Source organism: Pelolinea submarina, assembly GCF_003966975.1.
In the GTDB taxonomy this organism is placed as follows: Bacteria; Chloroflexota; Anaerolineae; order Anaerolineales; family Anaerolineaceae; genus Pelolinea; species Pelolinea submarina.
Genome location: NZ_AP018437.1, coordinates 16,689 through 42,412 on the forward strand (window position 1 = coordinate 16,689; position 25,724 = coordinate 42,412).

At 52.3% G+C, this 25,724-nt stretch carries 21 protein-coding genes; 11 read left to right on the forward strand and 10 right to left on the reverse strand.

Annotated elements, in window-relative coordinates; genetic code table 11:
* Positions 1 to 139: 139 nt before the first annotated feature.
* Positions 140 to 2,308, reverse strand: coding sequence for a WD40 repeat domain-containing protein (locus tag Pelsub_RS00115; protein WP_116225050.1), 2,169 nt, complete (start codon positions 2,306 to 2,308; stop codon positions 140 to 142).
* A gap of 179 nt (positions 2,309 to 2,487) precedes the next feature.
* Between Pelsub_RS00115 and Pelsub_RS00120 the strand changes: the two genes are divergently transcribed.
* The 6 genes from Pelsub_RS00120 (at position 2,488) to lysS (ending at position 7,473) form a co-directional block, all read left to right on the forward strand.
* Positions 2,488 to 2,721 (forward strand): 4Fe-4S dicluster domain-containing protein, encoded by a 234-nt coding sequence (locus tag Pelsub_RS00120; RefSeq protein ID WP_116225051.1) that lies wholly within the window; start codon positions 2,488 to 2,490, stop codon positions 2,719 to 2,721.
* Between the two features lie 8 nt (positions 2,722 to 2,729).
* Positions 2,730 to 3,848, forward strand: coding sequence for a 3-methyl-2-oxobutanoate dehydrogenase subunit VorB (vorB, locus tag Pelsub_RS00125; protein WP_116225052.1), 1,119 nt, complete (start codon positions 2,730 to 2,732; stop codon positions 3,846 to 3,848).
* A gap of 10 nt (positions 3,849 to 3,858) precedes the next feature.
* The gene (locus Pelsub_RS00130; RefSeq protein ID WP_198418373.1) at positions 3,859 to 4,641 is read left to right on the forward strand and encodes a thiamine pyrophosphate-dependent enzyme; all 783 of its coding nucleotides are present in this window, start codon (positions 3,859 to 3,861) and stop codon (positions 4,639 to 4,641) included.
* A gap of 9 nt (positions 4,642 to 4,650) precedes the next feature.
* A complete protein-coding gene (locus tag Pelsub_RS00135; protein WP_116225053.1) occupies positions 4,651 to 5,193 on the forward strand; it encodes a 2-oxoacid:acceptor oxidoreductase family protein in 543 nt (180 codons plus the stop codon).
* A gap of 207 nt (positions 5,194 to 5,400) precedes the next feature.
* Positions 5,401 to 5,865, forward strand: coding sequence for a transcription elongation factor GreA (greA, locus tag Pelsub_RS00140; protein ID WP_116225054.1), 465 nt, complete (start codon positions 5,401 to 5,403; stop codon positions 5,863 to 5,865).
* A gap of 75 nt (positions 5,866 to 5,940) precedes the next feature.
* Positions 5,941 to 7,473: a lysine--tRNA ligase gene (gene lysS / locus Pelsub_RS00145; RefSeq protein ID WP_116225055.1), complete on the forward strand. Its 1,533-nt coding sequence runs from the start codon at positions 5,941 to 5,943 to the stop codon at positions 7,471 to 7,473.
* Between the two features lie 467 nt (positions 7,474 to 7,940).
* Here the strand turns inward: lysS and Pelsub_RS00150 are convergent, their stop codons facing one another.
* The 3 genes from Pelsub_RS00150 to Pelsub_RS00160 are packed head-to-tail and all read right to left on the reverse strand — an operon-like array spanning position 7,941 to position 14,222.
* Entirely contained in the window at positions 7,941 to 8,969 is a 1,029-nt protein-coding gene (locus Pelsub_RS00150; RefSeq protein ID WP_116225056.1) for a hypothetical protein, read from the reverse strand.
* Between the two features lies 1 nt (position 8,970).
* Entirely contained in the window at positions 8,971 to 10,329 is a 1,359-nt protein-coding gene (locus Pelsub_RS00155; RefSeq protein WP_116225057.1) for an MBOAT family O-acyltransferase, read from the reverse strand.
* Positions 10,330 to 10,388: 59 nt separating this feature from the next.
* On the reverse strand, positions 10,389 to 14,222 hold the full coding sequence (locus Pelsub_RS00160; RefSeq protein WP_116225058.1) for a DNA polymerase III subunit alpha: 3,834 nt from the start codon (positions 14,220 to 14,222) through the stop codon (positions 10,389 to 10,391).
* A 289-nt stretch (positions 14,223 to 14,511) separates the two neighbouring features.
* On the opposite strand from Pelsub_RS00160, the gene Pelsub_RS00165 reads away from it, so the two are divergent.
* Positions 14,512 to 15,492 (forward strand): M48 family metalloprotease, encoded by a 981-nt coding sequence (locus Pelsub_RS00165; protein ID WP_116225059.1) that lies wholly within the window; start codon positions 14,512 to 14,514, stop codon positions 15,490 to 15,492.
* A 103-nt stretch (positions 15,493 to 15,595) separates the two neighbouring features.
* On the opposite strand, the gene Pelsub_RS00170 is transcribed toward Pelsub_RS00165, so the two are convergent.
* Genes Pelsub_RS00170 through murJ form a run of 3 tightly spaced genes read right to left on the reverse strand, consistent with a single transcriptional unit; the run spans position 15,596 to position 18,551 of the window.
* The gene (locus Pelsub_RS00170; protein WP_116225060.1) at positions 15,596 to 16,336 is read right to left on the reverse strand and encodes a SagB/ThcOx family dehydrogenase; all 741 of its coding nucleotides are present in this window, start codon (positions 16,334 to 16,336) and stop codon (positions 15,596 to 15,598) included.
* Positions 16,337 to 16,340: 4 nt separating this feature from the next.
* Positions 16,341 to 16,973, reverse strand: coding sequence for a GNAT family N-acetyltransferase (locus tag Pelsub_RS00175; RefSeq protein ID WP_116225061.1), 633 nt, complete (start codon positions 16,971 to 16,973; stop codon positions 16,341 to 16,343).
* Positions 16,974 to 16,979: 6 nt separating this feature from the next.
* The gene (murJ, locus tag Pelsub_RS00180; protein ID WP_158674906.1) at positions 16,980 to 18,551 is read right to left on the reverse strand and encodes a murein biosynthesis integral membrane protein MurJ; all 1,572 of its coding nucleotides are present in this window, start codon (positions 18,549 to 18,551) and stop codon (positions 16,980 to 16,982) included.
* Between the two features lie 105 nt (positions 18,552 to 18,656).
* Between murJ and Pelsub_RS00185 the strand changes: the two genes are divergently transcribed.
* Complete coding sequence (locus tag Pelsub_RS00185; protein ID WP_116225063.1) at positions 18,657 to 19,259, forward strand: hypothetical protein; 603 nt, start codon at positions 18,657 to 18,659, stop codon at positions 19,257 to 19,259.
* 55 nt (positions 19,260 to 19,314) lie between these two features.
* Here the strand turns inward: Pelsub_RS00185 and Pelsub_RS00190 are convergent, their stop codons facing one another.
* The 3 genes from Pelsub_RS00190 to Pelsub_RS00200 form a co-directional block, all read right to left on the reverse strand.
* Positions 19,315 to 20,469 (reverse strand): S1C family serine protease, encoded by a 1,155-nt coding sequence (locus tag Pelsub_RS00190; protein ID WP_116225064.1) that lies wholly within the window; start codon positions 20,467 to 20,469, stop codon positions 19,315 to 19,317.
* A gap of 17 nt (positions 20,470 to 20,486) precedes the next feature.
* Positions 20,487 to 21,440 (reverse strand): DnaJ C-terminal domain-containing protein, encoded by a 954-nt coding sequence (locus tag Pelsub_RS00195; protein WP_116225065.1) that lies wholly within the window; start codon positions 21,438 to 21,440, stop codon positions 20,487 to 20,489.
* Between the two features lie 250 nt (positions 21,441 to 21,690).
* The gene (locus Pelsub_RS00200; protein WP_116225066.1) at positions 21,691 to 22,119 is read right to left on the reverse strand and encodes a nucleoside 2-deoxyribosyltransferase; all 429 of its coding nucleotides are present in this window, start codon (positions 22,117 to 22,119) and stop codon (positions 21,691 to 21,693) included.
* Positions 22,120 to 22,187: 68 nt separating this feature from the next.
* On the opposite strand from Pelsub_RS00200, the gene uvrC reads away from it, so the two are divergent.
* The 3 genes from uvrC to murI all read left to right on the forward strand — a co-directional run bounded on the left by uvrC (position 22,188) and on the right by murI (position 25,719).
* A complete protein-coding gene (gene uvrC, locus Pelsub_RS00205; RefSeq protein WP_116225067.1) occupies positions 22,188 to 24,059 on the forward strand; it encodes an excinuclease ABC subunit UvrC in 1,872 nt (623 codons plus the stop codon).
* Positions 24,060 to 24,455: 396 nt separating this feature from the next.
* On the forward strand, positions 24,456 to 24,803 hold the full coding sequence (gene rplS, locus Pelsub_RS00210) for a 50S ribosomal protein L19 (protein ID WP_116225068.1): 348 nt from the start codon (positions 24,456 to 24,458) through the stop codon (positions 24,801 to 24,803).
* A gap of 73 nt (positions 24,804 to 24,876) precedes the next feature.
* Entirely contained in the window at positions 24,877 to 25,719 is an 843-nt protein-coding gene (murI, locus tag Pelsub_RS00215; protein ID WP_116225069.1) for a glutamate racemase, read from the forward strand.
* Positions 25,720 to 25,724: the final 5 nt, after the last annotated feature.

Consider the following 25,724-nt stretch of genomic DNA (forward strand, 5'->3'; position numbering starts at 1 on the left):
AGCTCAACCAACATAAAAAAAAACCGCTGAAATTTCAGCGGTTTTTTTTATTCCACTCTCTAGATTGCCAGCGCGCTTAAGCTAACGCTCCGTAGCCCGCACATTCTTGTGCGGGAAAAAGAATATTTATCCACCCGCATTATTCAACTCCCCATATTCTTATGTTGCCCTGCTCGTCCAGGCTGACCAGCACCTCATCCCCTTCGGCAAACGCCAACCCAATAATCGGGGCAGATCCAGCCTGCCAGGAAGTGACTATTTTGCCCTTTTCCTGGTCCAGCACGAAAATCCAGCCATCCGAAGCACCCAATGCCACCAGACCGTTTTCCGCGCCCAGGCTTAAAGCGCTGGGCTGGTCGATGGTGTCGGTATCCAGCGTAGATCGGCGCAGTACCTTGGCCTGCGCGCCGTCCACCCATTCCAGTGAAAGGAGTGTTTGGTCACTGAGATTCTGAACCACATAAACCATCTCGGAATCTGTCGACGTAAAAGCGGGATTGACGAACCAGGCACGTGATTGATAAGCGTCCATCTTGGTGAGCTTGCCGCTCTGTAAATTGAGCAGGAACAAGGCTTTTTCGCGCCGGTCAATATAAGCGGCCGTGCTGCCGTCGGCCGAGAAGCGCAGCCCAAAGATATCTTCCATCTCGGTGAGTTTATCCCGATCTCCACCCATGGCAATCGCGCAGATCTGAGAACGCCCACCTTTATCCAGGCAATAGAAAGCCGTCTGAAATTCCTCAGAGAATCCCAAAAGGCGCAAATCCCAATCCGCCTGGGCGTCTGCCGGTAATTTCAGGTCAAAAGTGCCGCCCCCTTCAACACTTTGCAGGCTTATCTGCCCATCCTTGTTTGCCACCTTCCAGAGATTGCTTTCCTGGCTGAAATACGCGTTTTGGCAGGAGATTTGCAGATCGGCAGGGTTCAGCGAGCAGGTACTGCAGTAATAACAATCGCTTTGTGCGCTGAGGTCAATGACCTGCGGCCTGAAAGAAACCAAATCCGTACCGCCCAGCAAACCGTCAAAGTTATAAGAAGAAGTCCACCAGTTCGAGGGAGCTGTTCCCGCTACCCCGAAGTCAGCAGTGGTCTGATAGCCGCCATCCTCGGCGGGCAGGACACCATCCAGGTTGCGCATAAAAACTTCCGCCCGGGCCAATTGTTTTCCGCTCTGCCAATCCCAAATCGCCATTTGCGTCGCGATTACTTCGCGGTGATAGGTGAGCGTAGCTTTGCTGATATTAAGCAGAGCCACTGTGTTTGTTTCAAGTGAAAGACGCGCATCGCAGGGTTCAGTCTGCGTACAGCCGGTTCCGCCCAGGCTGGCGCGCACCTGACCATCCAAACGACTTTTCAGTTGGATGGATTCATCCCCCTGCAATACATAGTACTGGTCGGCCGCCTGAAAACCGTTGAGCGCTTCCATGCTGCGCGATAGTTCCTGCCAGGTGCCCACCGCCCAAAAGCGGAACGCCTGGTATTCCTCACCGGAAAATGATTGATAACGTGAAGGATCAAAGGTTTGCAGTACCGTACCGTCAGACGAAAAGCCCAAACCGCGGAATGTGTATAAATCCCCGTGCAGTGTATCCTGGGATTCGTTCCACTCATACACCACCTGGTTCTGCAATGTCGCCACCACTCGGAAATAAGCCTGGGCGGAGGTACTGCCAGTTGTCACGCCGCTAATTGCCAGCAAACCCGCATCCGGCGATAAAGCCAACTGCGGAATTTCTGCGCCGCAGGTATCCGCATCCGTCCCGGTTTGGGCCTTGTACGGACTTTCGTAAATTACCCCGCTGCCGACTTGCCAGACCTGGATGGCATCTTTGCCTGCAACGGCGATAAAAGAGCCGTCCTGGTTGAAACTGAAATAGCGATCCCAACCATACTGGCAATCGGGCAAGGCCACATCGATATGCGCAGCCAGCTTTCCGCTGTCCATTTCAAACACGTCAATGCCTTCCAAATCGGCCCGCGCGCCCATGCGGCCATCGGGAGAAATCAGTTCATACAGGGGAAAATTCGGCTGAATCCCAGCCAATTGACTAATCGAATCGGCATTATCAGTCGTAATCGCCTCTAAACCATCTGGAAGCGAGGGCATCGTGGGAACCGGTGTCAGAGTTTCGATCGTCTCAGCAGACTGCTCTGCTGTAGTCTGGTTCTCATCGTCAGTTTGTACGGTCTCTTTTCCGGTATGGGTATCCTCGACAGCACCTATAACAGGTTCGGCTGCGCAGGCATTTAAGGCCAGGGCAGCCATTAATAGCATTAAAAGGGGTAAGAAACGAAGTGATTTCTGCATAGTTTTTCCAATTATCGGGATGATTATAACCAATCCGGGTTATTTTTAGCGTCAAAGCTGTTGATATTTGTAGAATCCCATAGTGATAAGTGGCACTTACGCTGGTGAATTCCACTATAGTACAATGTGATCGAATTCATACCAAATCTGTCCAATTTATTTCACTAAAGGAGTTTTAAATGCCCCTTAGAGGAACGATTGTTGTTGACGAAAACCTGTGTAAGGCCTGCGAATTGTGTGTGGAAGCTTGCCCGCAGCACGTCATCGGCCTTAACGCTGAAATCATCACCCCACGCGGATTTCATCCCGCCCACCTGATCAAAGACGAATGCACCGGCTGCGGCATTTGCGCCCTGGTTTGCCCTGAAGCAGCCATCACGGTCTACCGCGAAAAACGCGGAGCACAAGGTTAGGAGACCCTATGGCAAAAGAATTATGGAAAGGGAATGAAGCATTCGCCGAGGCGGCTATTCGTGCCGGCCTGCAGGCATATTTTGGATATCCCATCACTCCCCAGACGGAAGCGTTGGAATATATGTCAGCCCGTATGCCAGAACTCGGGCGGGTATTTTTACAAGCCGAGAGCGAGTTGGGAGCCATTAACATGGTTTACGGCGCAGCCGCCACGGGCGTACGCACAATGACCTCCACCTCCAGCCCCGGCACCAGTCTGATGATGGAAGGCCTGTCTTACATCGCAGCGACTGAATTGCCCATGGTGTTGGTGGATGTGGTACGCGGCGGCCCCGGATTGGGGACAATATCTCCCTCACAGGGAGATTACAACCAGATGGTGCACGGCGGCGGGCACGGCGATTATTATCCCATCGTTATGGCCCCGGCCGGCGTTCAGGAAACCGTGGACATGGTTTACGGCATGTTCGATATCGCGGAAAAATACCGCAGCATCGGCGTGGTCATGCTGGACGGCAGCATCGGCCAGATGATTGAACCGGCAGAGATGCCGCCCATGCTGGAAGTCCGCAAAGATATCCCTGAATGGGCTGTCAGAGGCGGCGCCGGCAAGGATAAACGCATCCTGACATCCATCAACCTTGATCCTGCGGAAATGGAAAAAATGAATTTGCGTTTATTGAAACGCTGGAAGGAAGTTGAGAAAAACGAGGTGCGTTTCGCCGAATATTACATGGACGACGCCAAAATTGCCATTATTGGCAACGGCACTGCTGGCCGCATCGCGCTTTCAGCCGTGCGGACCGCCCGCGCCGCGGGCATCCCGGTAGGGCTGCTGCGTCCCATCAGCTTGAGGCCCTTCCCGGTCCAAGCCGTGCAGGAAGTAGCCGCGCAGTTGGACAACATTCTGGTGGTAGAAATGAATGCCGGCATGATGCTGGAGGATATTTTGAAAATCGTTCAGGGCAAGACCAGCGTTGAATTCTACGGCCGCATCGGAGGCGTAATGCCTTATCCGGAGGAGATTCTGGCCGAGATCCAGCGCATTGCCGCCAATCCCGCTCCAATTAAGGGGCACCCGCGCGATTTATGGATGGAACGAATTGAACCTGTTATCAACCAATAGAGGAGTAAGAATGGTTGCTTTGGATATAAAAGACATGGAAATTGTTTACCGGCATCCTGATTCCCTGGTGGACATTTCCACCCATTACTGCCCGGGCTGTACCCACGGCATCGCCCACCGCCTGGTAGCGGAGGTAATCGATGAAATGGGATTGGCCAAGCGCACCATCGGGGTGGCTTCGGTCGGATGCTCAGCTTTTTCCTATAATTATTTCGATTTCGACTTCGTCCAATCCCCGCACGGGCGCGCGCCCGCCATGGCTACCGGTGTGAAACGTTCGCGGCCCGACCGCATTGTATTCACATATCAGGGCGACGGAGATATGATTTCCATCGGCGCGGGCGAGATTATCGCGGCAGCCGGACGCGGCGAAAATATCACTGTTATCTTCCTGAACAATGCCAACTACGGGATGACCGGCGGGCAAATGGCCCCCACCACCCTGCCGGGCATGAAAACCACTTCCTCCCCCAACGGGCGCGACGTGGAACAAACCGGTTATCCTATCCTGGCCAGCGAACTGCTGGCTACACAGCAAGGCGCCAGTTACATTGCCCGCCGCAGTCTGCACGATCCCAAGAATATTCGCATGGCAAAGAAAGCAATCCGTCTGGCCTTTGAAACCCAGGTGCGCGGATTGGGCTTTTCCATGGTGGAATTGCTGTCCACGTGCCCAACAAACTGGCACATGACCCCTGCCAACGCGACCAAATGGCTGGAAGAAAAGATGCTTCCCTACTATCCCATTGGGGATTACAAGGTGCATCCGGAACTCAGCGAATTGAAGGTTTAGGAGGAATTCATGCAAAACGAGACATTAATTGCCGGCTTCGGCGGTCAAGGCGTGCTCTTTACAGGCAAAATTATGGCTCACGCAGCCATGGCTGAAAATCTACAGGTAACCTGGTTTCCTTCTTACGGACCGGAAATGCGCGGCGGTACTGCCAACTGCACCGTGGTCATTTCAGATGAAGAAATCGGTTCCCCGCAAGTCCGCCAACCGCACGCTGTGATTGCCATGAACCTGCCCTCTCTGGATAAGTACGAAAACCAGGTGGCGCCCGGTGGATATTTGGTCATCAACACGTCCATGGTTAATCGCAAAGCCAAGCGCAGCGATATCCATGTCCTGGAAGTTCCCGGCACTGAGCTGGCCGAAGAATTGGGCGATAAGCGTCTGGCAAACAGTATTTTGCTGGGTGCGCTATTGGCAGAAGCCAAATTCCTGAAAGTAGGAAGCGTCGAAAAGGCTCTGGAAGAAAGCCTGCATGGGAATAAAAAAACCATGGTGGAGATTAACAAGAAAGCCATGCAAAAAGGGGCGGATTACATCAAAGGTAAATAATCCATTAATACCGCCAGCACAGATACGCCGCTGCTTGCTTTGGTATTTAATTTATGGTAATATACGATGACATTTAACCAATAAAATTTATCAAGGTGTTAATTTAATCGCTCCTTGCGGAGTGGTTTATTTAACAGCAGTCCGTTTTTTTAACGGGCTGTGTTTTAATATTCATTGTTCCAACAATTCACGAAAGAGGTAGGGAATATGGCAAACACTTTCCTGACACAAGAGGGATTCGACAAACTTCAAGAAGAGCTCAATTACCTGCGAAAAGATAAACGGCAGGAAGTAGCTGATCGTCTGCGTGAAGCCGCGGATGGTGAAGACCTCATCGAAAATGCCGAATATGAAGCCGCCAAGAATGAGCAGGCTTTTGTTGAAGGCCGTATAAAAGAACTGGAAATTCTGCTTGCCACTGCCAAAATCATCGAAGATAAAGGTGAGACCGATTCTATTCAGGTAGGTTCCACCGTAACCATCCAGGAAGTCGATACAGCCGACAAGGATACCTTCACCATAGTGGGCGCGGCGGAAGCCAAACCCAGCGAGGGCCGTATTTCCAACGAATCGCCGCTGGGGCGTGCCCTTTTAAACCATAAAAAAGGTGAAGAGGTCAATGTTAAAGCGCCGGATGGCGATTATCAAGTTAAAATAGTCAAAGTTTCTTAGCATTACACTTGCGGTCCATCACCCCGCCCGGGCGAGATGGGCGGGGTGTTTTTATTTCTTTTTTAGGATAAGCCAATGGAATTGAACGAACTAGAAAAAATACGAGTAGAAAAAATCAATGCAATGCGTGCCGCCGGAGTAGAACCCTATCCGACGCGCAGTGAAGTCAACATTTCTATTCAACAAGCTGTAGATGATTTCACCCAGTTTGAAAACAGCCATCCGGATGAGTCATTTTCCGATCATTTCATTTTAGGCGGGCGCATTCGCTCGATTCGCACCATGGGCAAGCTGGCTTTCGCACACATCGAAGACGGCAGCGGCCGGATTCAACTAATGCTGCGATTAAATGAACTGGGACAGGAAAACCTGGACCAGTTTAAAAGTTGGTTTGACATCGGCGATTTCATCCAAGCCGAGGGCAGCCTGATGCGTTCCCGCACGGGCGAAGTCACCCTGCTGGTTTCAGCCTTCAAAATGCTGGCTAAAGCCGTCAGCCCGCTGCCAGCCGCCAAGGATGAGGAAGTTGACGGTCAAATCATCCGCCACGCCACCCTAAGCGACCCTGAAACCCGTTTCCGCGAACGTTACGCCGACCTGGCGATCAACGAAGATGTACGCGAGATTTTCCGCACACGCACAGCCGTGGTGCGCTCCCTGCAGCGCTTCATGGACAGCCACGGCTTCCTCGAAGTAGAAACCCCTATTTTGCAGCCCATCTACGGCGGGGCAGCTGCGCAGCCTTTCACCACGCACCACAACCAGTTGAAACAGGAATTGTTCCTGCGTATTTCCTTTGAGCTGTACCTGAAACGGCTGTTGGTGGGCGGGCTGGACCGCGTATACGAGATTGGACGCGATTTCCGCAACGAAGGTGTATCTTACAAACACAATCCCGAATTCACGCAGCTGGAGTTCTACTGGGCCTACGCCGATTATCTCAAGGTGATGGAATTCACCGAGCAGATGGTCTCGACAGCCGCCCAGGATGTGCTGGGTACCATGAAAGTGCAATTCAAAGGTCAGGAAATCGACCTGACACCGCCCTGGAAGCGCGTAGAGCTGCGCCAGGGCATTCTGGACGCCTGCGGCATCGATATTGACCAGCACCCCGAAGCCGGTACGCTTTTCAAGGCTATGGCGGACAAGGGCATGACCCCCAACCCGGAATCCACGCGCGGTAAGCTGATCGATGCTTTGATCGGTGATTTTCTGGAACCCAACTTCATCCAGCCGACTTTCCTGTACAACTACCCGCGCGACATTTCGCCGCTGGCAAAGAAAAAACCGGAGAACCCGGCGGTGGTGGAGCGTTTTGAAGGGTTCATCGGTGGTATGGAATTATGCAATTCTTTCACCGAGCTGAACGACCCGCTGGACCAGGAGCAGCGCTTCCAGGAGATGGGGCGGGCATACGCCGATAACGACGAAGAACAACATCCCATGGATGAGGATTATCTGCAGGCCATGTCCTACGGCATGCCGCCCAACGGTGGTTTCGGCATGGGCATTGACCGCCTGGTGATGTTGCTGACCAACAAGACCTCCATCCGCGAGGTGATCCTGTTCCCCCACTTACGCGAGCAGAAAGATAAGGAAGAGGAATAGGCATAACTCTTTCGTTATAACAGAACCGCAGGCTTCGACCAGGTCAGCCTGCGGTTTATTTTTTAACCACAGATGAACGCATATAAACTCAGATCCCCTCTCCCCTATGAGATAAGATCAGGAGGTGGTGAATGATGCAACTCAATCTTCTAGAAAAAATGTCAGGCAAGAATGCCTGACCTACCGGAGAATTACGAGATAAGAAGAACAGGGGAATTCCGAGGATGCTTCTGAATTAACGAGTTCAGCCTGCGGTTTTTTACCACAGATAGACACAGATAAATACTTTTTCTTTTTTATAATTGATTCACACAGGTATTCTTACCGATTTAATCTTTTTAACCTTCGAAAAAACCGGGAGCGTCGCGATCTGCTTTCGAAGGGCTCACGATGACACGAGAGGGGATCATCTGTGTGCATCATTTATTAATAAGTATCCAAGTCTCTTATCCGGGTTTATCCGTGGATCAATCTTCTCTTAATTGCTCTCGGATGTATTGGGCGATAATCACCGTAGCAGCGGGCGCTTCATCGTATGCCAGATGTATGCTGTCGCGGTACATATCCGCTGTAAGCCGGTCTTCTTCAGCCAAATCCATGTAAATACCGCCGTTCTCTTCAATGTAAGCCCGCAGCGCTTGTTGGTAGGCTGTCATCTCAGCCGTGTCCGGCGTGCCTTGGGCTTGAGCGCGGTACTTGACCCGGATAAAAACCGGCGTGATTCCCGCACTGCGCGCATCCTGCAGCATGAGTGGCAGGAAGGAATCCTCAACGCGCGCCGTAAAATCATAATTGCGGGATTGATCCAGCGAAGAGTCCAGGTTACGCACCAGTTCTTCCCATAGAAAAGCATTGATGTGGTACTCGTCAAAAATCTGGTCGAAACCGTTATCCACACAGGTATCATCGCAAGCCAACAGCATCCCCGGCAGCCAGTCACGCACCAGCGTGACCGTGTTCTGATAAATCTCCGAACGGTAGGCAAACAGCGGGAGATAACGTTCCGGTATATGCAGCAATGGATTTTCATCGGCGGAAATCGCCAATGCATATACGTCCGCATCGCTGGTTGTGGCGGTTTCCTCAAGGCGCGCGCGATAACTGCCGTTGGTCAGATAACCCGGCACGGTCAATGTTACCCCGCGGAAGAAAAAGAAAACCATCTGCGGCGGGTTTTTGGCTTCCAGAATTTGATGGCGGAAAAACAGGTACCAGTAAGCCGAACCGGTTGCGGGCGCCGAGAAAATGAGCGTTTTCTTGTCCAATATCTGGCTGAAATTCTCCGCGTTTAATTCACGGATGGCTGAATCTCCCACCACCACTACCTCCGGTTCCGCCTTATTAATTTGGTCACGGTAATCGGTACGCAGGGGTTCTTCGAACGTCTCCACTTTGTTTACCGGATAATCCAGTTTATAGGTATTCACCACGGCCAGATTCAACAACAAAAAAATGACCAGGAAAGCAAGCAGGAAGGTAAGGAATGTTCTCTTCATATTAGAAAGCCGTATAGACAAAATCCTGCAACCCCGAAGCCGCAAAAATCACCAAAACGGAGGCTAACAGGGCATAAACCACCGGTTCGATAATACGCCGGGCCCGCCCGGAATGTTCCGCCAGCGCCAGCAGGAGCAGCGGAAGAGTATACACAAGAATCATAGGCATCACCGCCAGCAGCGTGATGCGGTTGTTGCCGGAAGCCCCCCAGGGGGCATGCAGGCAGGTATTGACCAGCCAGGGCAAATCAGGCGCACGGAAGATGCCCCATCCGGCCACCACCAGAGTGAAAGTTACCCCCCATGAAATTATTTTAAGCGGCCAGGCCCCGGCCCTCACCTTGCCCCACCCGCTGACCTGGGTGATAGCCAGCAGTAGGCCGTAATAAAACCCCCACAATAAGAAAGTCCAACCGGTGCCGTGCCACAGCCCGCTGAGCAGCATCGTCAGAATAGGCGCAGCCCAATCCGCCCACCCACGCCGGCGGCCGGCCGCTTGCAGCATCCAACGCCGCAGCGGGAAGAAGACATAATCGCGCAGCCAGTGCGAGAAGGTCATGTGCCAACGGTTCCAGAAATCCTGCGGGGTCAGTGCCAGATAAGGATGGTCGAAGTTCGGGGATGTCTCAAAACCCAGCAGGCAGGCCGCACCGCGCGATAAATCGGTATAACCGGAAAAGTCCGCGTACAGTTCAAAGGCATACCCCAAAGAACCGGCCGCAAAGAGCAGGCGGCTGGGTAAATCAAGGCGGAAGATGCGGTTAACGATGATTTCGAGATTATCCGCTATCGCCATTTTCTTGAACAGCCCCAGCAGGAGCAGCGGGAAAGCGCGCGCGATTCTCTGCCAACTCAAATCGCGCGGCTGCCGGATTTGCGAAAGGAATTGTTCCGGTCGTTCAATCGGGCCGCTGAATATCTGGGGATAAAAGGAGACATACAAGGCATAATCGGTAAAACGCAAAGGTTGTGACAATCGTCCGCGGTAGCTGTCCAATAAATACGCCAATTTTCGTAGCAAGTAAAAGGAAATGCCCAGAGGCATGCCGAAATTCGCCAGCCAGCCATCGTCCATGGAAGCGCCATATTTGAACAGCAGCCAGACGCCGATATTGACCAGCAGACTGAAAATCAGCGCCGCTTTGCGCAGCTTCGTACGGGGAAAGGCCTGTTTGGTGATGAAGTAGTCCAACGCACTCAACAGAAACAGCAGCAGCCCCCAATTCAGGTGTCCCCAGGAATAGAGCCCGTAACCGCCCAGCAACAGCAGCATGTTATTCAAGCGGACATTGCGGCGCGTGAGCCAATAAGCCGGAAGTAAAAGCAGGACAGCATACAAAGTGAAGTTTTCCATGCGCATGGGGATATATTAACGTAAAAACAAATCTATTGGGAGATATTCAGAGCTTTTCTGGCGAATCATTCTTCAATGATGACGTTAGCTTCCCCTACAATTCCGCGAACCTCGCGCAGCATGCTATCGTTGATGCAAGTATTGTCATTGGGAAAGTCCAGGCGCACTGTTTGTCCGTTTTCCTGGCACAGGAAGGCAAATTGGTCGCTGCCGGGTGTGGAGGTGAGGAATCCGTAAATCTGCTTCAGACGGCGGTTGTCGCGTTCGCGCGAACCGCAGCTTGCCAGCTGCAGCAGGAGCACTTTATGATTGCCATTCGGCGAGATACTTTCCGGCTCCGCTCCGGATGAGGCATCGGAAACCCGGGGAGACGTTTCACCCGGCACTTCCTGCCCAACTTCGCTTTCTGCGACATAGGACACCACCGGTGCCATGGCAGCCGTAATGCTTGCTAAAGGAGCCGCAGGCGCTTGTAAAGCCACTTCGGTGCTGCGCCCCGCGCTGAAGCTGCGTGTGTTAGCTGCGCGATCGGTCGTGTCGCCGGAAAACACCGGCCCATCTTCGGCAATATCCAACCCGCCAAAGAAAGCATCGTCGTCGTCATCCAACGGAGGCAGATCGTAATCATCCAACCTCGGGCTTTGACCCTGCACCGGCAAAGCATCCATCGGATCGTCTTCCGGATCGTTACCCTGATCCGGGGGGATCTCTTCCAAGTAATCCACCAGCACCTTGGGATCGATCTTCTCAGTGTCCGCCTTGCCCTTGACCAGCAGCGCACCCTCACCACGGATCACCTCGGCGTATTGCGACCAGGTGCGCGGGAAGATAACCAATTCAATACTGCCCTGCAGATCTTCCAGGGTAGCGAAGGCCATTTCAGATCCTTTTTTGGTAATAATGGTGCGGTAGCCTGCAATCTTGCCGGCTACAACCACTTCGCTGCCGTGCCTGGCTTCTTTCAGTTGGGCGCTGAAATGCGTGACACGCTTGCGGATATAGGTCATATAAGGGGAAAGCGGATGGTCTGACAGGTAAATGCCCAGCAGTTCATGTTCCCATTCAAGCTTTTCACGGCGATCCAGGGAAGTCACAGCAGGCAGGTGAATTTCTTCGTCCAGGCCTTCCACAAAGCCAAAAATGGTCATCTGTCCGGCCTCGCGCGCCTTGAAATGGCTCTCACTGACCGCCATGACATTTTCCAGGCCGCTGAGCAGGGCATGCCTGTCGGCAAAGGTATCCAGCGCACCCACTCGGATCATGGATTCCAGCGCACGCCGGCCCACCTTACGAAGGTCTACACGGCGGGCAAAGTCATTGATGTCCTTGAACTTCCCACCGTCCGCGCGGGCTTCGGTGATCAAATCGATCGGGTTCTGGCCGACGTTCTTGACAGCGCCCAGACCGAAACGAATAACGGATTGCCCATCCCCGGTGTCTTCAATTTCAAAATCCCAACCGCTGTAATTCACGTCCGGCGGCAGAACATCGATGCCCATGGCGCGGCAGTCGGCCACATAAAGCGCGACTTTTTCGGATTCGTTTTTGACCTGCGACAACAGCGCGGTCATATACTCAATGGCATAGTGTGTTTTCAGGAAAGCGGTTTGCACAGACACGACCCCATAATCCGCCGCGTGGCTCTTATTGAAGCCGTAATGCGCAAAACCCTCCCAATCCACAAAAATCTCATCCGCCGTTTTCTTATCAATGCCGCGTTCAACCGCGCCATTGACGAATTTTTCGTGGTGTTTCTTTAGCTCTTTTTCCTTCTTCTTGGAGATGACCTTGCGCAGCATATCCGCCTCGGCGGCGGTGTAGCCCGCCAGCCCCATGGCAGCCTGCATAACCTGCTCCTGGTAGATGGCAAAGCCGTAGGTCTCGCCCATAATGGGTTCCAGCAGCGGGTGGCGGTAGGTGATTTCTTCCTCGCCGTGCATGCGTTTGATGTAAGAGGGAATGGTATCCATAGGCCCGGGGCGATAAAGCGCCACCATGGCGATAATGTTGTCCAGCTTGGTGGGTTTCATCTCCACCAGAAAACGGGTCATGCCCACGCCTTCCAGTTGGAACACACCGGCAGTGAGGCCTTTACCCAGGAATTCATAGGTTTCGGCGTCATCCACCGGAATATTATCGAGCGTATAGCGCACATTATGGCGCTTGAAAATCAAATCGCTGGCCTTCTGCATCACGGTCAGAGTGGAAAGGCCCAGGAAATCCACTTTGAGCATGCCCAGATGATCCAGGATGGTCATTTCATATTGGGTGACTGATTTAATCGGCACATCTTCCGAGTTGGAAGTGGGGCGGTGCAGCGGAACGTATTCCACGATGGGTTTGTCGGAAATGATGACGCCGGCAGCGTGCGTACCCACATTGCGGGCCACACCTTCCATACCGGCCGCCGCATCGATCAGGTCTTTCAGATATGGCTGGCTGTTATACAGTTCCTTCAGAGAAGGCACTTGTTCAATTGCTTCAGGAATAGAAGTCGGGCGGCTGGGAACATTGGGGATCATCTTGGCAATCTGATCCACCTCATTCAGGGGAATGTCCATTACCCGGCCGACATCGCGGATGGCGTTGCGCGCGCCCATGGTGCCAAAGGTGATGATTTGGGCCACATGGTCGTGACCGTATTTATCAGCACAGTATTCCATAATCTCGGTACGCTTGTCATCCTGAAAGTCCATATCCACATCCGGCATGTTGACGCGATCCGGGTTGAGGAAGCGTTCGAAGATCAGGCCGTGGCGCAGCGGTTCCACCGAAGTAATCCCCAGTGAATAGGCCACAATCGAACCGGCCGCGGAACCGCGTGCTTCATACCAGATATTGTGGTCGCGTGCGTACCGGCTGAGGTCCCATACGATCAGGAAGTAGGCATCGAAACCCATCTTGTGGATTACGCCCAGCTCGTATTCCAACCGCTCCAGCACATCCTTATCATCCGCGTGTTCGTGGTAACGCTCTTTTAAGCCTTCATCGCACAACTTGCGCAAGTAAGTTTGCGCGGTGAAACCCTCGGGTACTTCGAACAAGGGCAGGTGATAACCATCCGGATCCAGGTTGACGTTACAGCGGTCGGCGATTTCCAGCGTGTTGGTAATGGATTCGGGCACGTCGCTGAACAGCGCACTCATCTCTTCCGGCGAACGGAAGTAGTAGCTGTCGCCATTCATGTGCATGCGGTGGGGGTCTGAAAGCAGCGCGCCGGTCTGGATAGCCAGCAGAATATCCTGGTAGCGGGCGTCCGAGCGGTCTACATAATGGACATCGTTGGTAGCCACGTAGCGGGCGTTATATCTCGCGCCCATCTTGAGCAATTCCTGATTAACCTGCTCCAATTCAGGCATATCGTGGCGCTGCAATTCCAGGAAAAAGCGGTCGCGTCCAAAAACGTCAAAATACCAGTCCAGCAAGGGCTGGGCGGTTTCCACACCGCGCTCCATGATGGTGTTGGGCACCTCGCCTTTGAGGCAGGCCGAGGTGGCGATCAAGCCTTCGGAATGCGCCGCCAGATAGTCTTTGTCAATGCGGGGATGGTAATAAAAGCCGTCCAACTGCGCAGCGCTGGCAATTTTCAACAGGTTTTGATAACCGGTGTTGTTTTCCGCCAGCAGCAGCAAATGAAACGCGCGTTTGTCATATTGGGAATCTTTGTCCGTCATACCGCGGGGAGCCAGATAACTCTCCAATCCGATAATAGGTTTAATCTCGGCAGCTTTGGCGGCATTATAAAATTCAATCACGCCGTACATGGTGCCGTGGTCTGAAATCGTCACCGCCGGCATACCGTATTCCTTCGCACGTGTCATCAATTTCTTGATGTTGCTGAAACCATCAAGCAGGGAATAATGTGTGTGAACGTGAAGGTGAACGAAGGACAAAGACAAATGCTCCTGATTGAGATAAACCGACTTATATGATGAACAAAGTCATTATAGCATGCCGGTACTTTCAGAGTTTCAGCACGCTCTTAAAATTAATACTTTTTTAAGAATGGCCGGGGAATAGAATTCACTTCAGATCCAAATGAACAGCCTTGAAACCCCTCGATCAGTAGCCCGCGAAAAGCAACCGTAATGTTAGAATAACGGCATACCTGCTCATCACACGCTAGCATTTTATTGTTGCCTGCGCAGTAAAAATGACGTTCTATCTGAGATCCTTATAAGGGGAAGCATGAAAAAAAAGACGGCCAGATCCATCCTGATCATCATCGGCATCCTGTTTCTATCCATCATTGCCATCCGGGTACTGACGCGGACGCAAGTTTCACCCACCGGATATCACTTCTCAGACCTGGAGGCTTCAACCACACCCACCCCTGATCCCCTACCGACCCAAGTTTATGAACAGCCTTCCATGTTGGCCAAAATAGTCCGGCAAATATTCCAAAAAAAGGATGTCCGCGTCGATCCCACCCGCATGTTGGATGCGGGACAGGCCGCAGCAGAGAATCCATATTTCGTACTATACGCCGCAGAAGGGTATCTACCGGTTGAGATCGAGTGGTGGCAGCAGGCGTCCACCGCCGTATACGAATCCGTCAGCCAACGGCTTGATACGACACTGGATGAAAAGATCTTTGTACTGTTCAGCCCACCTCAAACGGGTGATTGTCCCACACGCGGCGTAACCTTCCACGAACAGAACGGCAGCATTGTAATCTTTGCGGATGAAGGAACCAGCCGGGAGCAAATCCTGGCGACGCTCGCGCACGAATTAGGGCATGTATTCATTCAAAAGAAATTTGAGCATCTGACCGATGTAGCGTTAATCGAGGGATTAGCAACCTGGTCCGCGAGTGATTATTGGACATCCTGGAAAGAATCTGATTTTGATTCCAGCGTAAAAACATATTTAAGTAATGGTACATACCTGCCATTGTTTTCCAATTATGACCTGGAAGCGGCTTATGACAATCAATCTCCGGATTGCATAACAAATCGAGATATTTTATTAACCGAAAGCGCTTCTTTTATTGATTTCCTCTTACAAAATTACGGAACAGAAAATTTTTCCAAGCTGGCTGAAATGAAACAGCCTGCAACTGAAAATAGCCAGGGGGCAGTCTACCCGCCGGATTATCCGGAAGTGTATGGGTTGGAACTCAACCAACTTGAATACCAATGGCTGATCAGGCTGGATCAATCAGGTTAGCGGCAGTTTAAAAATATAGACCCTTGAACCAATTCAAGGGTCTATACACCTTATAAAATTACTGTAGCTTGATAAGGGATGAGCTTCTTCGAGACAAATTCCATCAGCCGCGTTTACCCAGGGTCGCCAGGTAGATGGCGAACTGGTTCTCACCATCCAGACCTAACAGCCCATTGACCAGGTCATCTTCATAGGCGCCGATGGCGCACACGCCGCAGCCAATCGCTTCCCCCAGCAGGTAAAGGTTTTGGCAGACATGCGCCGCGTCCAGGTACAGGTAGCGGTAACCGCGCTGGCAGTAGCGCCAGATGGTGCGCTGCACATCCGCCACCCACATGAAGGTCACGGCCGAGTTGCCCACGTGCGCCTGCTTGAGGCAGGCTTCAGTCATGCGCGGGTTGAAATCGGCAGGCGCGGGCAGGTGCGCCAGTTTGTGTTCAACGGCCATGTAGCGGTACAGGCCGGGCTGCAAGCCCTCCACGCGGTTGATCATCAGGAAGGTATCCAACGGGTGGCGCGAACCAGCGGATGGCACGGTGCGCTTGGTGATGGGTTTATCGGAGATGGATTTAATGCCCTGCGTGCCCCACAGCAGGAAAGCCAATTCCTGTATCGTCAGCGCAGTGGGCGCGTATTTGCGCAGGCTTTCGCGTTTTTCCACTAATTCAGCCAAATCCAGCTTGGGCAGCGCCATGTCTTTGCCGGCCGGCAGGGGCAGGATTTCCGCACCCTCCGGCAGAGGCATCTCCAGCGGCGGCAGGGGTACACCCAGGGACTGCGGCGAGGGTTCCAGGTTGGCGTATTTCGTCAGGCGGACAAATTCTTTTCCGATGGTGTTTTCCATTTGATCACTCCTCAATCGATAAATCTTTTACCATTTTGACATATCCGGGAGAACCCGTCAAAGGGAGTTGGTGCGGATGGGAGTAGGTCTTCACCGTTGTGAAACCGAAGCCCTTATATAAAGCAATCGCGCCTGTATTCTCCAATTCTGCCAACAATGAAACCTTATGCAAACCGCTCTGTAGCGCCAATTCGTTGGCATGTTTCAGCAGCGATTGGCCCAACCCCTTGCGGCGGAAATCCGCGCACACGGCCAAATGCGCCACGTAGAACTCGTCCCGCGCGACTTCCTCTTCATCTTTTAATATCCAGGCACGCCGGAAGAACTCAATGACCTCTACAGGAGAGTACACCCGCAGCATCTGCCAAAAAGTCCTGCGGGTTACACGGCCGAACAGCCTGCCGGGAAAAGCCAGCAGCAGCGCAGCCGGTTTACCACCCACATAGGCAAAATGAGATAACTGGTAACTGAAACGGTTGCCGGGCAGGCGAAAATAATCGCTAAGTGCCTTTCGGCCGCGTTCGGCCGAACCCAGACCGTTTTGGTAAACGCCGAACCCATAAAGGGTTTCCATCAGCAATTCACCGGCCAGATCCGCGTTTTGCGGGCCGGCCGGATGGATATTCGAATTCTCCATTATTCGTCAGCCTTTCCGGTTGAATATTTTTTTTAGGCTGGTCAATTCTTCAGATCGGAAGGCCAGCATCATTAATAAATATAAAAACACGCCCGCGCAGACGAAAACCGCCAGGCGAATAACAGGCTGCTGAACGGGGAAATTTCCCATTAAATGGGCAATCAACAAGCCCATCACTAAACCTGCGGCCAGGAATTTAAGCGTGGATTGAAGGATCTTTTTTCCGTCAATGCCCTGTAAACGGCGGTTCATCAAATAAAGCAGCAAACCGCTTTCTATCAGCGTAGCTGTCGTATTAGCCAATGCCAATCCGCCGTGAGGCATCCAACCCACACGGTTGAACAGAGCCACAAAAACGAAACTCAGCGCCAAATTCAAGCTCATAGCACCTACGCCCACAAACACCGGTGTCTTGGTGTCGTGCAGCGCGTAGAAGGCGCGGCTGATGATTTCCACCACGCAATGCCCAACCAGGCCAATGCTGTAAAACAGCAGCGCCCAGGCTACCAGGTCGGTGGAATGCGCGTCGAATTCGTTGCCCTCATAGAGGATCGAGACAATCGGGCGCCGCAGCAGAATCAGGCCGATGCTGGCAGGTACCGCCAACATCAACACTACTCGCAGCGAAGCGGATAGCGAGGAGCGCATATCGTCCAGCTTGTTGCGCGCCACCTGCATTGATAAGGTTGGCAGGGAGGCAATGGCAACCGACTGGGCAATGGCAGCCTCCGGCATCAGCATAAGCGGAAAAGCCAGGCTGATGGCCGTGATACTGCCCTCCGGCTGGAAAGACGCCAAATAGGTATTCAATAGGAAGTTCAATTGCACGATCGCAACACCCAACAAGCGCGGGCCCATCAGGCGCGCGACTTCACGTACTTCAGGCACATGCAAGCCCAACATCGGCCAGTATTTACGCTGGGGCAACTTAAGCAGACGCGGCACCTGCACCAGCAGGTGGAAAGCCGAGCCAATCACCACGCCCCAAGCCAGGCCGTATATGCCCATGCTGGGAGCCAGCAGGTAAATCCCCAAAATCCAACCAATTTGGTACAGAGCCGGTGCCAGCGCCGGCAGCAGGAAATGCTGGTGGGCATTCAGAATACCCATGACCAGACCGCTAATCCCAAAAATAACCGATGAAAGCACCTGAATTCGCAGCAAATGGGCTGTAAGGATTTCCTGTTCAGGCGAGAAACCGGGCGCCACCAGATAATGCACCACCTGGCGCGAGAAAAGCATGGTCAACAAGCTGACCGCGATTAGCACCAGGGAAACCAGATTGACAATGGAGGAAGCCAATTTCCAGGCCTCCTCGCGATCATCACGCGCCAACAAGCTGGTGAAAACCGGTATAAAAGCCGAACCCAGCGCGCCGCCGGCAACCAGGTTGAAGAGGATTTCAGAAAAGCGGTTTGCCGCGAAAAAGCTATTACTCTCCACGCCGGTGCCAAAGGCACGGGCTGTCAATGTCTTGGCCAGCAGCCCAAACAGGTTGCTGATGATGAAGGCGAACATGACTGTGCCCGCCGCGCGGGCAATCTGGGAATTTGCGTTGTGTGAGGATTCAGTTTCCATAGCCATGCCTGCCATTATACTTGTCAAACCCAAACTACTCTATCAAATTTCTTATATCGAAGGACAGGAAGTTTGTTTATAATCAAAAATATATGGGAGTAAAAGATGAAATTAAGAGAAGATAAAACCAGCGCGGATACTTCCTCAACCTCAGCCGCACAAAACGGAAGCGGAACCACGCCGCCCCAAACAGAAGCACCTAAAGCAGAAGCGCCCAAGACCGCCCCTAAGCCCAAAAATAAATCGGGTTTCCAGGTTGTACTCAAACAAATCGGCCTGGCCTTGCTCTTTCTGGTCATTGGTATGTTAGCCATTCTGTTAGCATTGTACTTGCCTGCTTCCAAAGACTTGAAAACCGCGCAAACTGAATTAGCCCGGCTCGTGCCGATGGAAACCCAGTATGTGGAACTACAAATTTCCAATGCCAATACCGTGCAACAAGCCCTGGTTTATAAACTAATGAGTGAGACAATTCTATTAAAAGACGCATTAGTCAATGGCGACAGCAACAAAGAAACCCAGTACTTGACCTATATTGAAGAGGATCTCAACCAATTGGACTTGAGTTTATTTCCCGACCTGCCCACCAGCCTGACTTCCCAGTTTGAGAAGATCAAAACCAGTATCAAAAGCAACCCAACTGGCGCCGGTAGTGAAGTGGATAAGTTCTACAATTCCCTGCTCACCCTGTCCGATAATCTCCAATAACTTAAACAAAAAAAATGCCCCTGAGAAGGGGCATCTTTCATATTATATTGTGGTTCTATTCAGGCCGTTTGGTCAGCACAACCGAAAGGTCAATTTGGCTGCCGTCGCGCAGCACGGTCACGCGCATGCTATCGCCGGGACTTTTATGGGTAACCAGGTAGCTGAGCAAGTCGCTGAATGTGCGCACCGGCTGGTCATCCACCGCGGTAATTAAATCACCGCCTTTGGGCAAATCGATATAGGTGCTTTCATTTGTGGCGCCGACCATGCCGCCTTGAGCAGCCGGGCCGTCTTCGAGAACGCTGATAACGTAAGCGCCCTGCACATCCGCCGGCAACCCCAGGTATTCACGCTCACCGAGGGTCAATTCCTCGCGGCTGACGATGCCCAGATAGGGATAGTCATATTGGCCATTCTCAATCAGGTAAGGTGTAACCCGTTTAACCACATCAATCGGCACAGCAAAGCCGATGCCCGAATTGGAGAGTGTGGAAACACCGTCCTCACCGTTGGTGCGAATGGCACGATTGATGCCGATGACCTCACCATCCAGGTTCAACAGCGGCCCGCCTGAATTACCCGGATTGATAGACGCGTCCGTCTGGATCAGGTCCGCGGCGGTGAAATAACCGCCGCTGGGCGATTCACGCATGGAATCCAGCATACGTCCGCGCGCCGATACAATGCCGAGCGTCATCGTGCCGGACAGGCCGTAAGGGTTGCCGATAGCAACCACTTGCTGGCCGACTTTGACGTCTTCCGAGCTGCCCAACACGAGCGGGTGAATTTGCTCTGAAGGGACATCCACGTTCAGCACGGCAATATCCGAATCCAAATCCTTGCCGATCACCTGCCCTATTACGCGGTATCCGCTGGAGAAGACTACCTCAATCGCTTCCGAACCTTCAACCACGTGGTAATTGGTAAGGATATGTCCTTCGTCATCAAACACAAAACCGGAGCCCTGACCGCTGTCATTCTCCTGATAATATACGATAATGGCAACCACTCCAGGGTTGACCTGCTCATAGAGATCCACGTATGAAACCTGCCCACCCTGCGGTTCAGTCGCCACAACCTCGGTTGAGGCCGCCGGCAGCGCGCTTTCCAAAGTCGGCAAAACGGCCGGTGTATCAGCCGGCTGTGCAATGCAAGCAGCCAGCAACCCCACAAACAATAAACCCGCTATTGTCAGGTAATTTGATTTCATCGGACCATCCTGTCTGCTTACGACATACCGCGCAATTCCTCAAAGCGCTTCTTTTGTTCTGCGGAAAGTTTCTTCGGCAGATTTACATTAATTTTAACCAACAAGTTACCATATTTATCTTTATGCTTCAATAAGGGCATGCCTTTGCCGCCCAAACGGAACAACTGTCCGGGCTGGGTGCCGGCCGGGATTGTCAGGAGAACTTTTCCTGAAAGCGTTTCAACTTCAACATCTCCACCTAAAAGAGCCGTGTAGAGATCAATTGTCTTTTCTGTGTATAAATCGTCATCGCGTCGTTCAAAACGCGGATCAGTCGCAACCTTAACAATCAAATACAGGTCACTGGCTGCTCCACCTCCGTTGTTCACCACTCCGGCTACGCGGACCTTGGTGCCGGTTTTGACTCCGGCCGGAATTTTGACTTCCTTGCGAGCTCCATTAATATCCAGCATACGGGCAGCGCCAGTGAACGCTTCCGTCAGCGAAATGGTTATCTCTTGTTGGTAGGATTGCGGCTGCCGCTGGGCTGTCCGTCCGGAACGCGAACGGCCGGTCGATTGCGAGTAGCGCTGACCACCACCGCCGCCAAAGAAGGTGCGGAAGAAGTCCGAGAAACCACCCATATCGCCGAACATTTCGTCCAGGTCATGCACTTCCACGCGGGTTTGTCCGCCTCTGGGACTGCCGGCGCCGTTAAACAAATCCTCCCAGCTGAAAGAACCCGGTTGGCCGCCGCCCTGCTGCCAGGTTGTATATTGATTGCTGATCTGGTCGTAGCGCGCGCGTTTCTCGGGATCACTCAGCACTTCGTTGGCTTCGTTGATCTCCTTGAATTTGTCCTCAGCTTTTTTATCCCCGGGGTTGCGATCCGGATGATACTGCATAGCCAACTTGCGATAGGCTTTTTTTATCTCATCCGTCGAGGCTTTTTTATCGACCCCAAGCGTTTTGTAATAATCCTTATAATCCATGTTTTTATTGTAAGAGCATGGAATTAGCCTGACAAGGCAGAAAAAACTGAATTAACAGATTTCTAACCTAAATCCTATACGCTATTTATAAAAAAAAGCTGCCGCTGGTTGGGAGGAAGTACCAGCGGCGGCTCGCCAAAGGAGGAGACAATGATGAGATTTATTATCAAAATCTATTTGTCGCCAGCGTAAGGATACCCGCAAGTAATAAAAGTGGTTAGAACAGATGTCATAGGGGAAAAATGACAAATTACGCTGAGATCTCCAAAGCACGCAGGTAACGGTCTAATTCTCCTAAAACGTCCTGCGCATCTTGATAGGCATAAAGCGATAAGGTCGGGTGGGTGTTTCCTAATATCATCTTCGAGACGGTATGGCCAGATTGGTAACAGCACAGCACCGGTTTTTCCTGCAGCAGCGCCAAAGCAATCTCATAACCGACCCCATGGGAAGGCGTGCTGACTTCGGCAATTAACACATCGCATTGGTCCACCCACTTCACATCGCGCTGGTAAACTTCCAGCGGGCTGATCACGCGTTCATCTTCCAAAATGTCCGCTTTGGAAAGATGGGCGGTGAGTACTTCATGCCCGCGCGCGACCATGAACTCCACCATCTTCTGGTAGATTTGCTGATCATTGCGGCCGCCGGTGATGGAACAGGAAAAATAGATATTCATGGTGGCATGATTTTACCATCGCCAATTTCACCCATTCTTCGGAAATTCAGCAGTGTTAAAATGGAACCATGACATCTGTTTCCGAACACATTCAGGGAATACTCGATACCCTGCCTACCAAACCCGGCTGTTATATCATGCATAACGCAGACGGTAAGATTATCTACGTCGGAAAAGCGATCAACCTGCGCAGCCGCGTGCGTTCCTATTTCCACAGCAGCTCCGACCTGACGCTGAAAACGCGCCGGCTGGTAGCAGAGATTGCGGATATCGAGTGGATCGTGGTGGACTCCGAACTGGAAGCCCTGATCCTCGAGATGAACCTGATCAAGAAACACCTGCCGCAATACAACGTGCGGTTGAAGGACGATAAGCGTTACCCCTTTGTCAAAGTTGAATGGGCCGACCCATTCCCCAAGGTGCTGGTGACGCGCGAACACGTCCAGGACGGTTCGCGTTATTTTGGCCCCTACACCAGCGTCTGGGCTGTGCATCAGACATTGGACTTGCTGCGCAAAATATTTCAATACCGCAGCTGCGACCGCGTTATCACCGGTGAAGACGAGCGCGCCTGCCTGTACTACGACATCAAGCTGTGCACTGCCCCCTGCATCGGCAAAATCAGCCAGGAAGAGTACCGTCAAATGATTGACGACCTGTGCAAATTCCTGGAAGGACGCACCGATCCCATTTTGAACCGCCTGAAAGAGCAAATGGCGTCCGAATCGGAGCAGTTGAATTATGAAAAAGCCGCGGTTGTGCGCGACCAGATCATGGCGATTGAAAAAGTGGTGGAACGGCAGAAGATTATCTCCAACGCTCACCTGGATTCGGATGTGATTGCCCTGGCGCGCAGCAACGGGGATTCCTGCGTGCAGATTTTCTTTGTGCGCAACGGACGCCTGATCGGGCGCGAATACTTTATTCTGGAAGGCACCGAGGGCGAGGAAGACAGGGAAATCATCGCCCAGTTTATCAAACAATTTTACGCGGAAGCCAGCTCGGTGCCGGATGAGGTGCTGCTGCCTAACGAACTGGAAGAAGCAGTGATCATACAGCAATGGCTCAACCAGCAGCGTGGCGGCCAAAAGGTGCATTTCCGCATTCCCCAGCGCGGCGGTAAACGCGATCTGGTCAAGATGGCCACCGAAAATGCGGTGGAGACTCTGGAAGCACTCAAGACACAATGGGCCGCGGATACCCATAAACAAAGCCAGGCTTTAAGCGAGCTGCAAGCGGCACTCAAGTTAAAAGAGCCGCCCAACCGCATTGAATGCTACGACATTTCCAACATCCAGGGCACCGCCGCGGTAGGCAGCATGGTGGTATTCGAACAGGGCGTACCCAACAAGAAGCTGTACCGCAAATTCAACATCAAGACAGTCAGCGGGCCGGACGATTTTGCCAGCATGGAAGAAGTGCTGGAGCGGCGTTTTAAACGTTGGCAGGCTGCCCAGGAAATTAAAGAAGTAGGCGCCAAAGTCGATCCGTCCTTTTCCATCCTGCCGGATTTGCTAATCGTGGACGGCGGCAAAGGCCAACTCAGCCGTTCCATCAAGGTGCTGGATGAATTCGGACTTTCCGACACGGTGTTGACGGCCGGATTAGCTAAAGAGAACGAATTATTATTCCTGCCGGGTAAAGACTTGCCTTTGGAATTGGCGCGCAAATCACAGGGGCTGTTCCTGGTACAGCGCATCCGCGACGAAGCTCACCGCTTTGCCATCACGGCTCACCGCGCGCGGCGCGGGAAGGAACGCCTGGTTTCCAGGCTGGACCAGATTCCGGGCATCGGCCCGGCCCGCAAGAAAGCTTTGCTGGTACGCTTTGGTTCGCTAACGGGTGTAAAGAAGGCCAGCGAGCAGGAGTTATGCGAGCTGCCCGGTATCACCCCGCAATTGGCGCACGATATTTTGGAATCGTTGAACAAGGGCGAGTAAGATTTTGCAGGATTACCCAGAAATACTGCATATTCCCGCCAGCAAAAAGCATCCAGTTTCCTCTCCCACTGGGAGAGGATTGAGGTGAGGGGAGTTTTTCCCTTGTTTACAATGAATTCCCCCTCATCCTAACCTTCTTCCCCGTTGGGAAGATGGAATCGCTTTTTTATCTATGGTAATCTGTGTTTATCTTTTGTTCATCGTCACACACACCCCGGAGGGTGCAGGCGAATGTGTGACCTACAATACTCTAGCAAGGCAGGTAATTGTGATTGAAAGATTATTTTCATCCGTGTCTATCTGTGGTTAATCTTGCCTACACACAGCTACTAATTCATGGTAAAATCATGCTTCGCGTCGTGAGACGTGGAATCTTTTCAATGGGTAGAAAAAAATATGAGCGACTTAATTAAATCAATTGAAGCACCTGTGAATCCGAACGTTCCCGCATTATTACCGGGCGATTCTGTCAGCGTTCACGTAAAAATTGTCGAAGGAGAACGCGAAAGGATCCAGGAGTTCAAGGGTACCGTGATTGCAATGAGCAATAAAAGCAATCAAGAAACCTTCACTGTGCGCCGCATCGCCAGCAATGGCATCGGTGTGGAACGTACCTTCCTGATGCGCTCCCCGCGTGTTGACAAAGTCGTTGTTGAACGACACGGCAAAGTTCGCCGTGCAAAACTGTTCTATCTGAGAGAAAGAACCGGTAAGAAAGCCAGACTAAAAGAAAAATTCTCTTAGTCCGCCCTTATTTTCGATCGCGGGTGCAACCTACGCCAGGTTGCACCCTTTTCATTTATAATGCTTAATTGAAATGGAAAAGGGATCAACAGAAAAGAAATTAGTCGGTATTTTTGATTCAGGCGTAGGGGGCCTTTCGGTATTACGCGAAATTCAGGCATTACTGCCAACCCAGCCGCTGTATTACATCGGCGACCAAGCCCACGTTCCTTACGGGAAACGCCAACCAGCTGAAATCCGCCGTTTTTCATTCGCCATGACGCGCTACCTGTTGGATGCGGGCGCCGGACTGATTGTGGTTGCCTGCAACACCGCCTCGGCAGTCGCCCTCAAAGACCTGCGGCAGGAATTTCCGGATGTCCCCTTTGTGGGCATGGAACCCGCGCTCAAACCTGCCACTCAACAAACCCATAACAAGGTCGTGGGCGTGCTGGCTACACCGGCTACCTTCCAGGGAGAACTTTACAACACCCTGGTGGAGAAATTCGCCCAGGATGTAAAGATACTCACCAGCACCCTGCCCGGCATGGTGGAAGCCATTGAAGCCGGCCGGTTGGATACCCCGCAAACACGCGCCATTTTGGAAGAAGCTATTATGCCCATGCTGGCACAGGGCGCCGATACGCTGGTTTTGGGCTGCACCCATTTTCCTTTTGCGCTGCCCCTTATCCGCCAAATCACCGGTCCGGACGTGAATGTGATCGACCCCGCTCCAGCCATCGCCAGGCGCACCCATGCCCTGCTGCAGGAACACCATCTGCTTAACCCGGATGGGAATTCGGTTTCACTGCAATTCGCCACCAGCGGCGACCTGAATGTTTTTAACGCTTCCATTGTGAATCTGCTACATCTGCAAGCCCAGCCTATGCAACTCGTCTGGGATGCTTCAGGGAATAAAATACAAAGAGAAGGATAGATTAT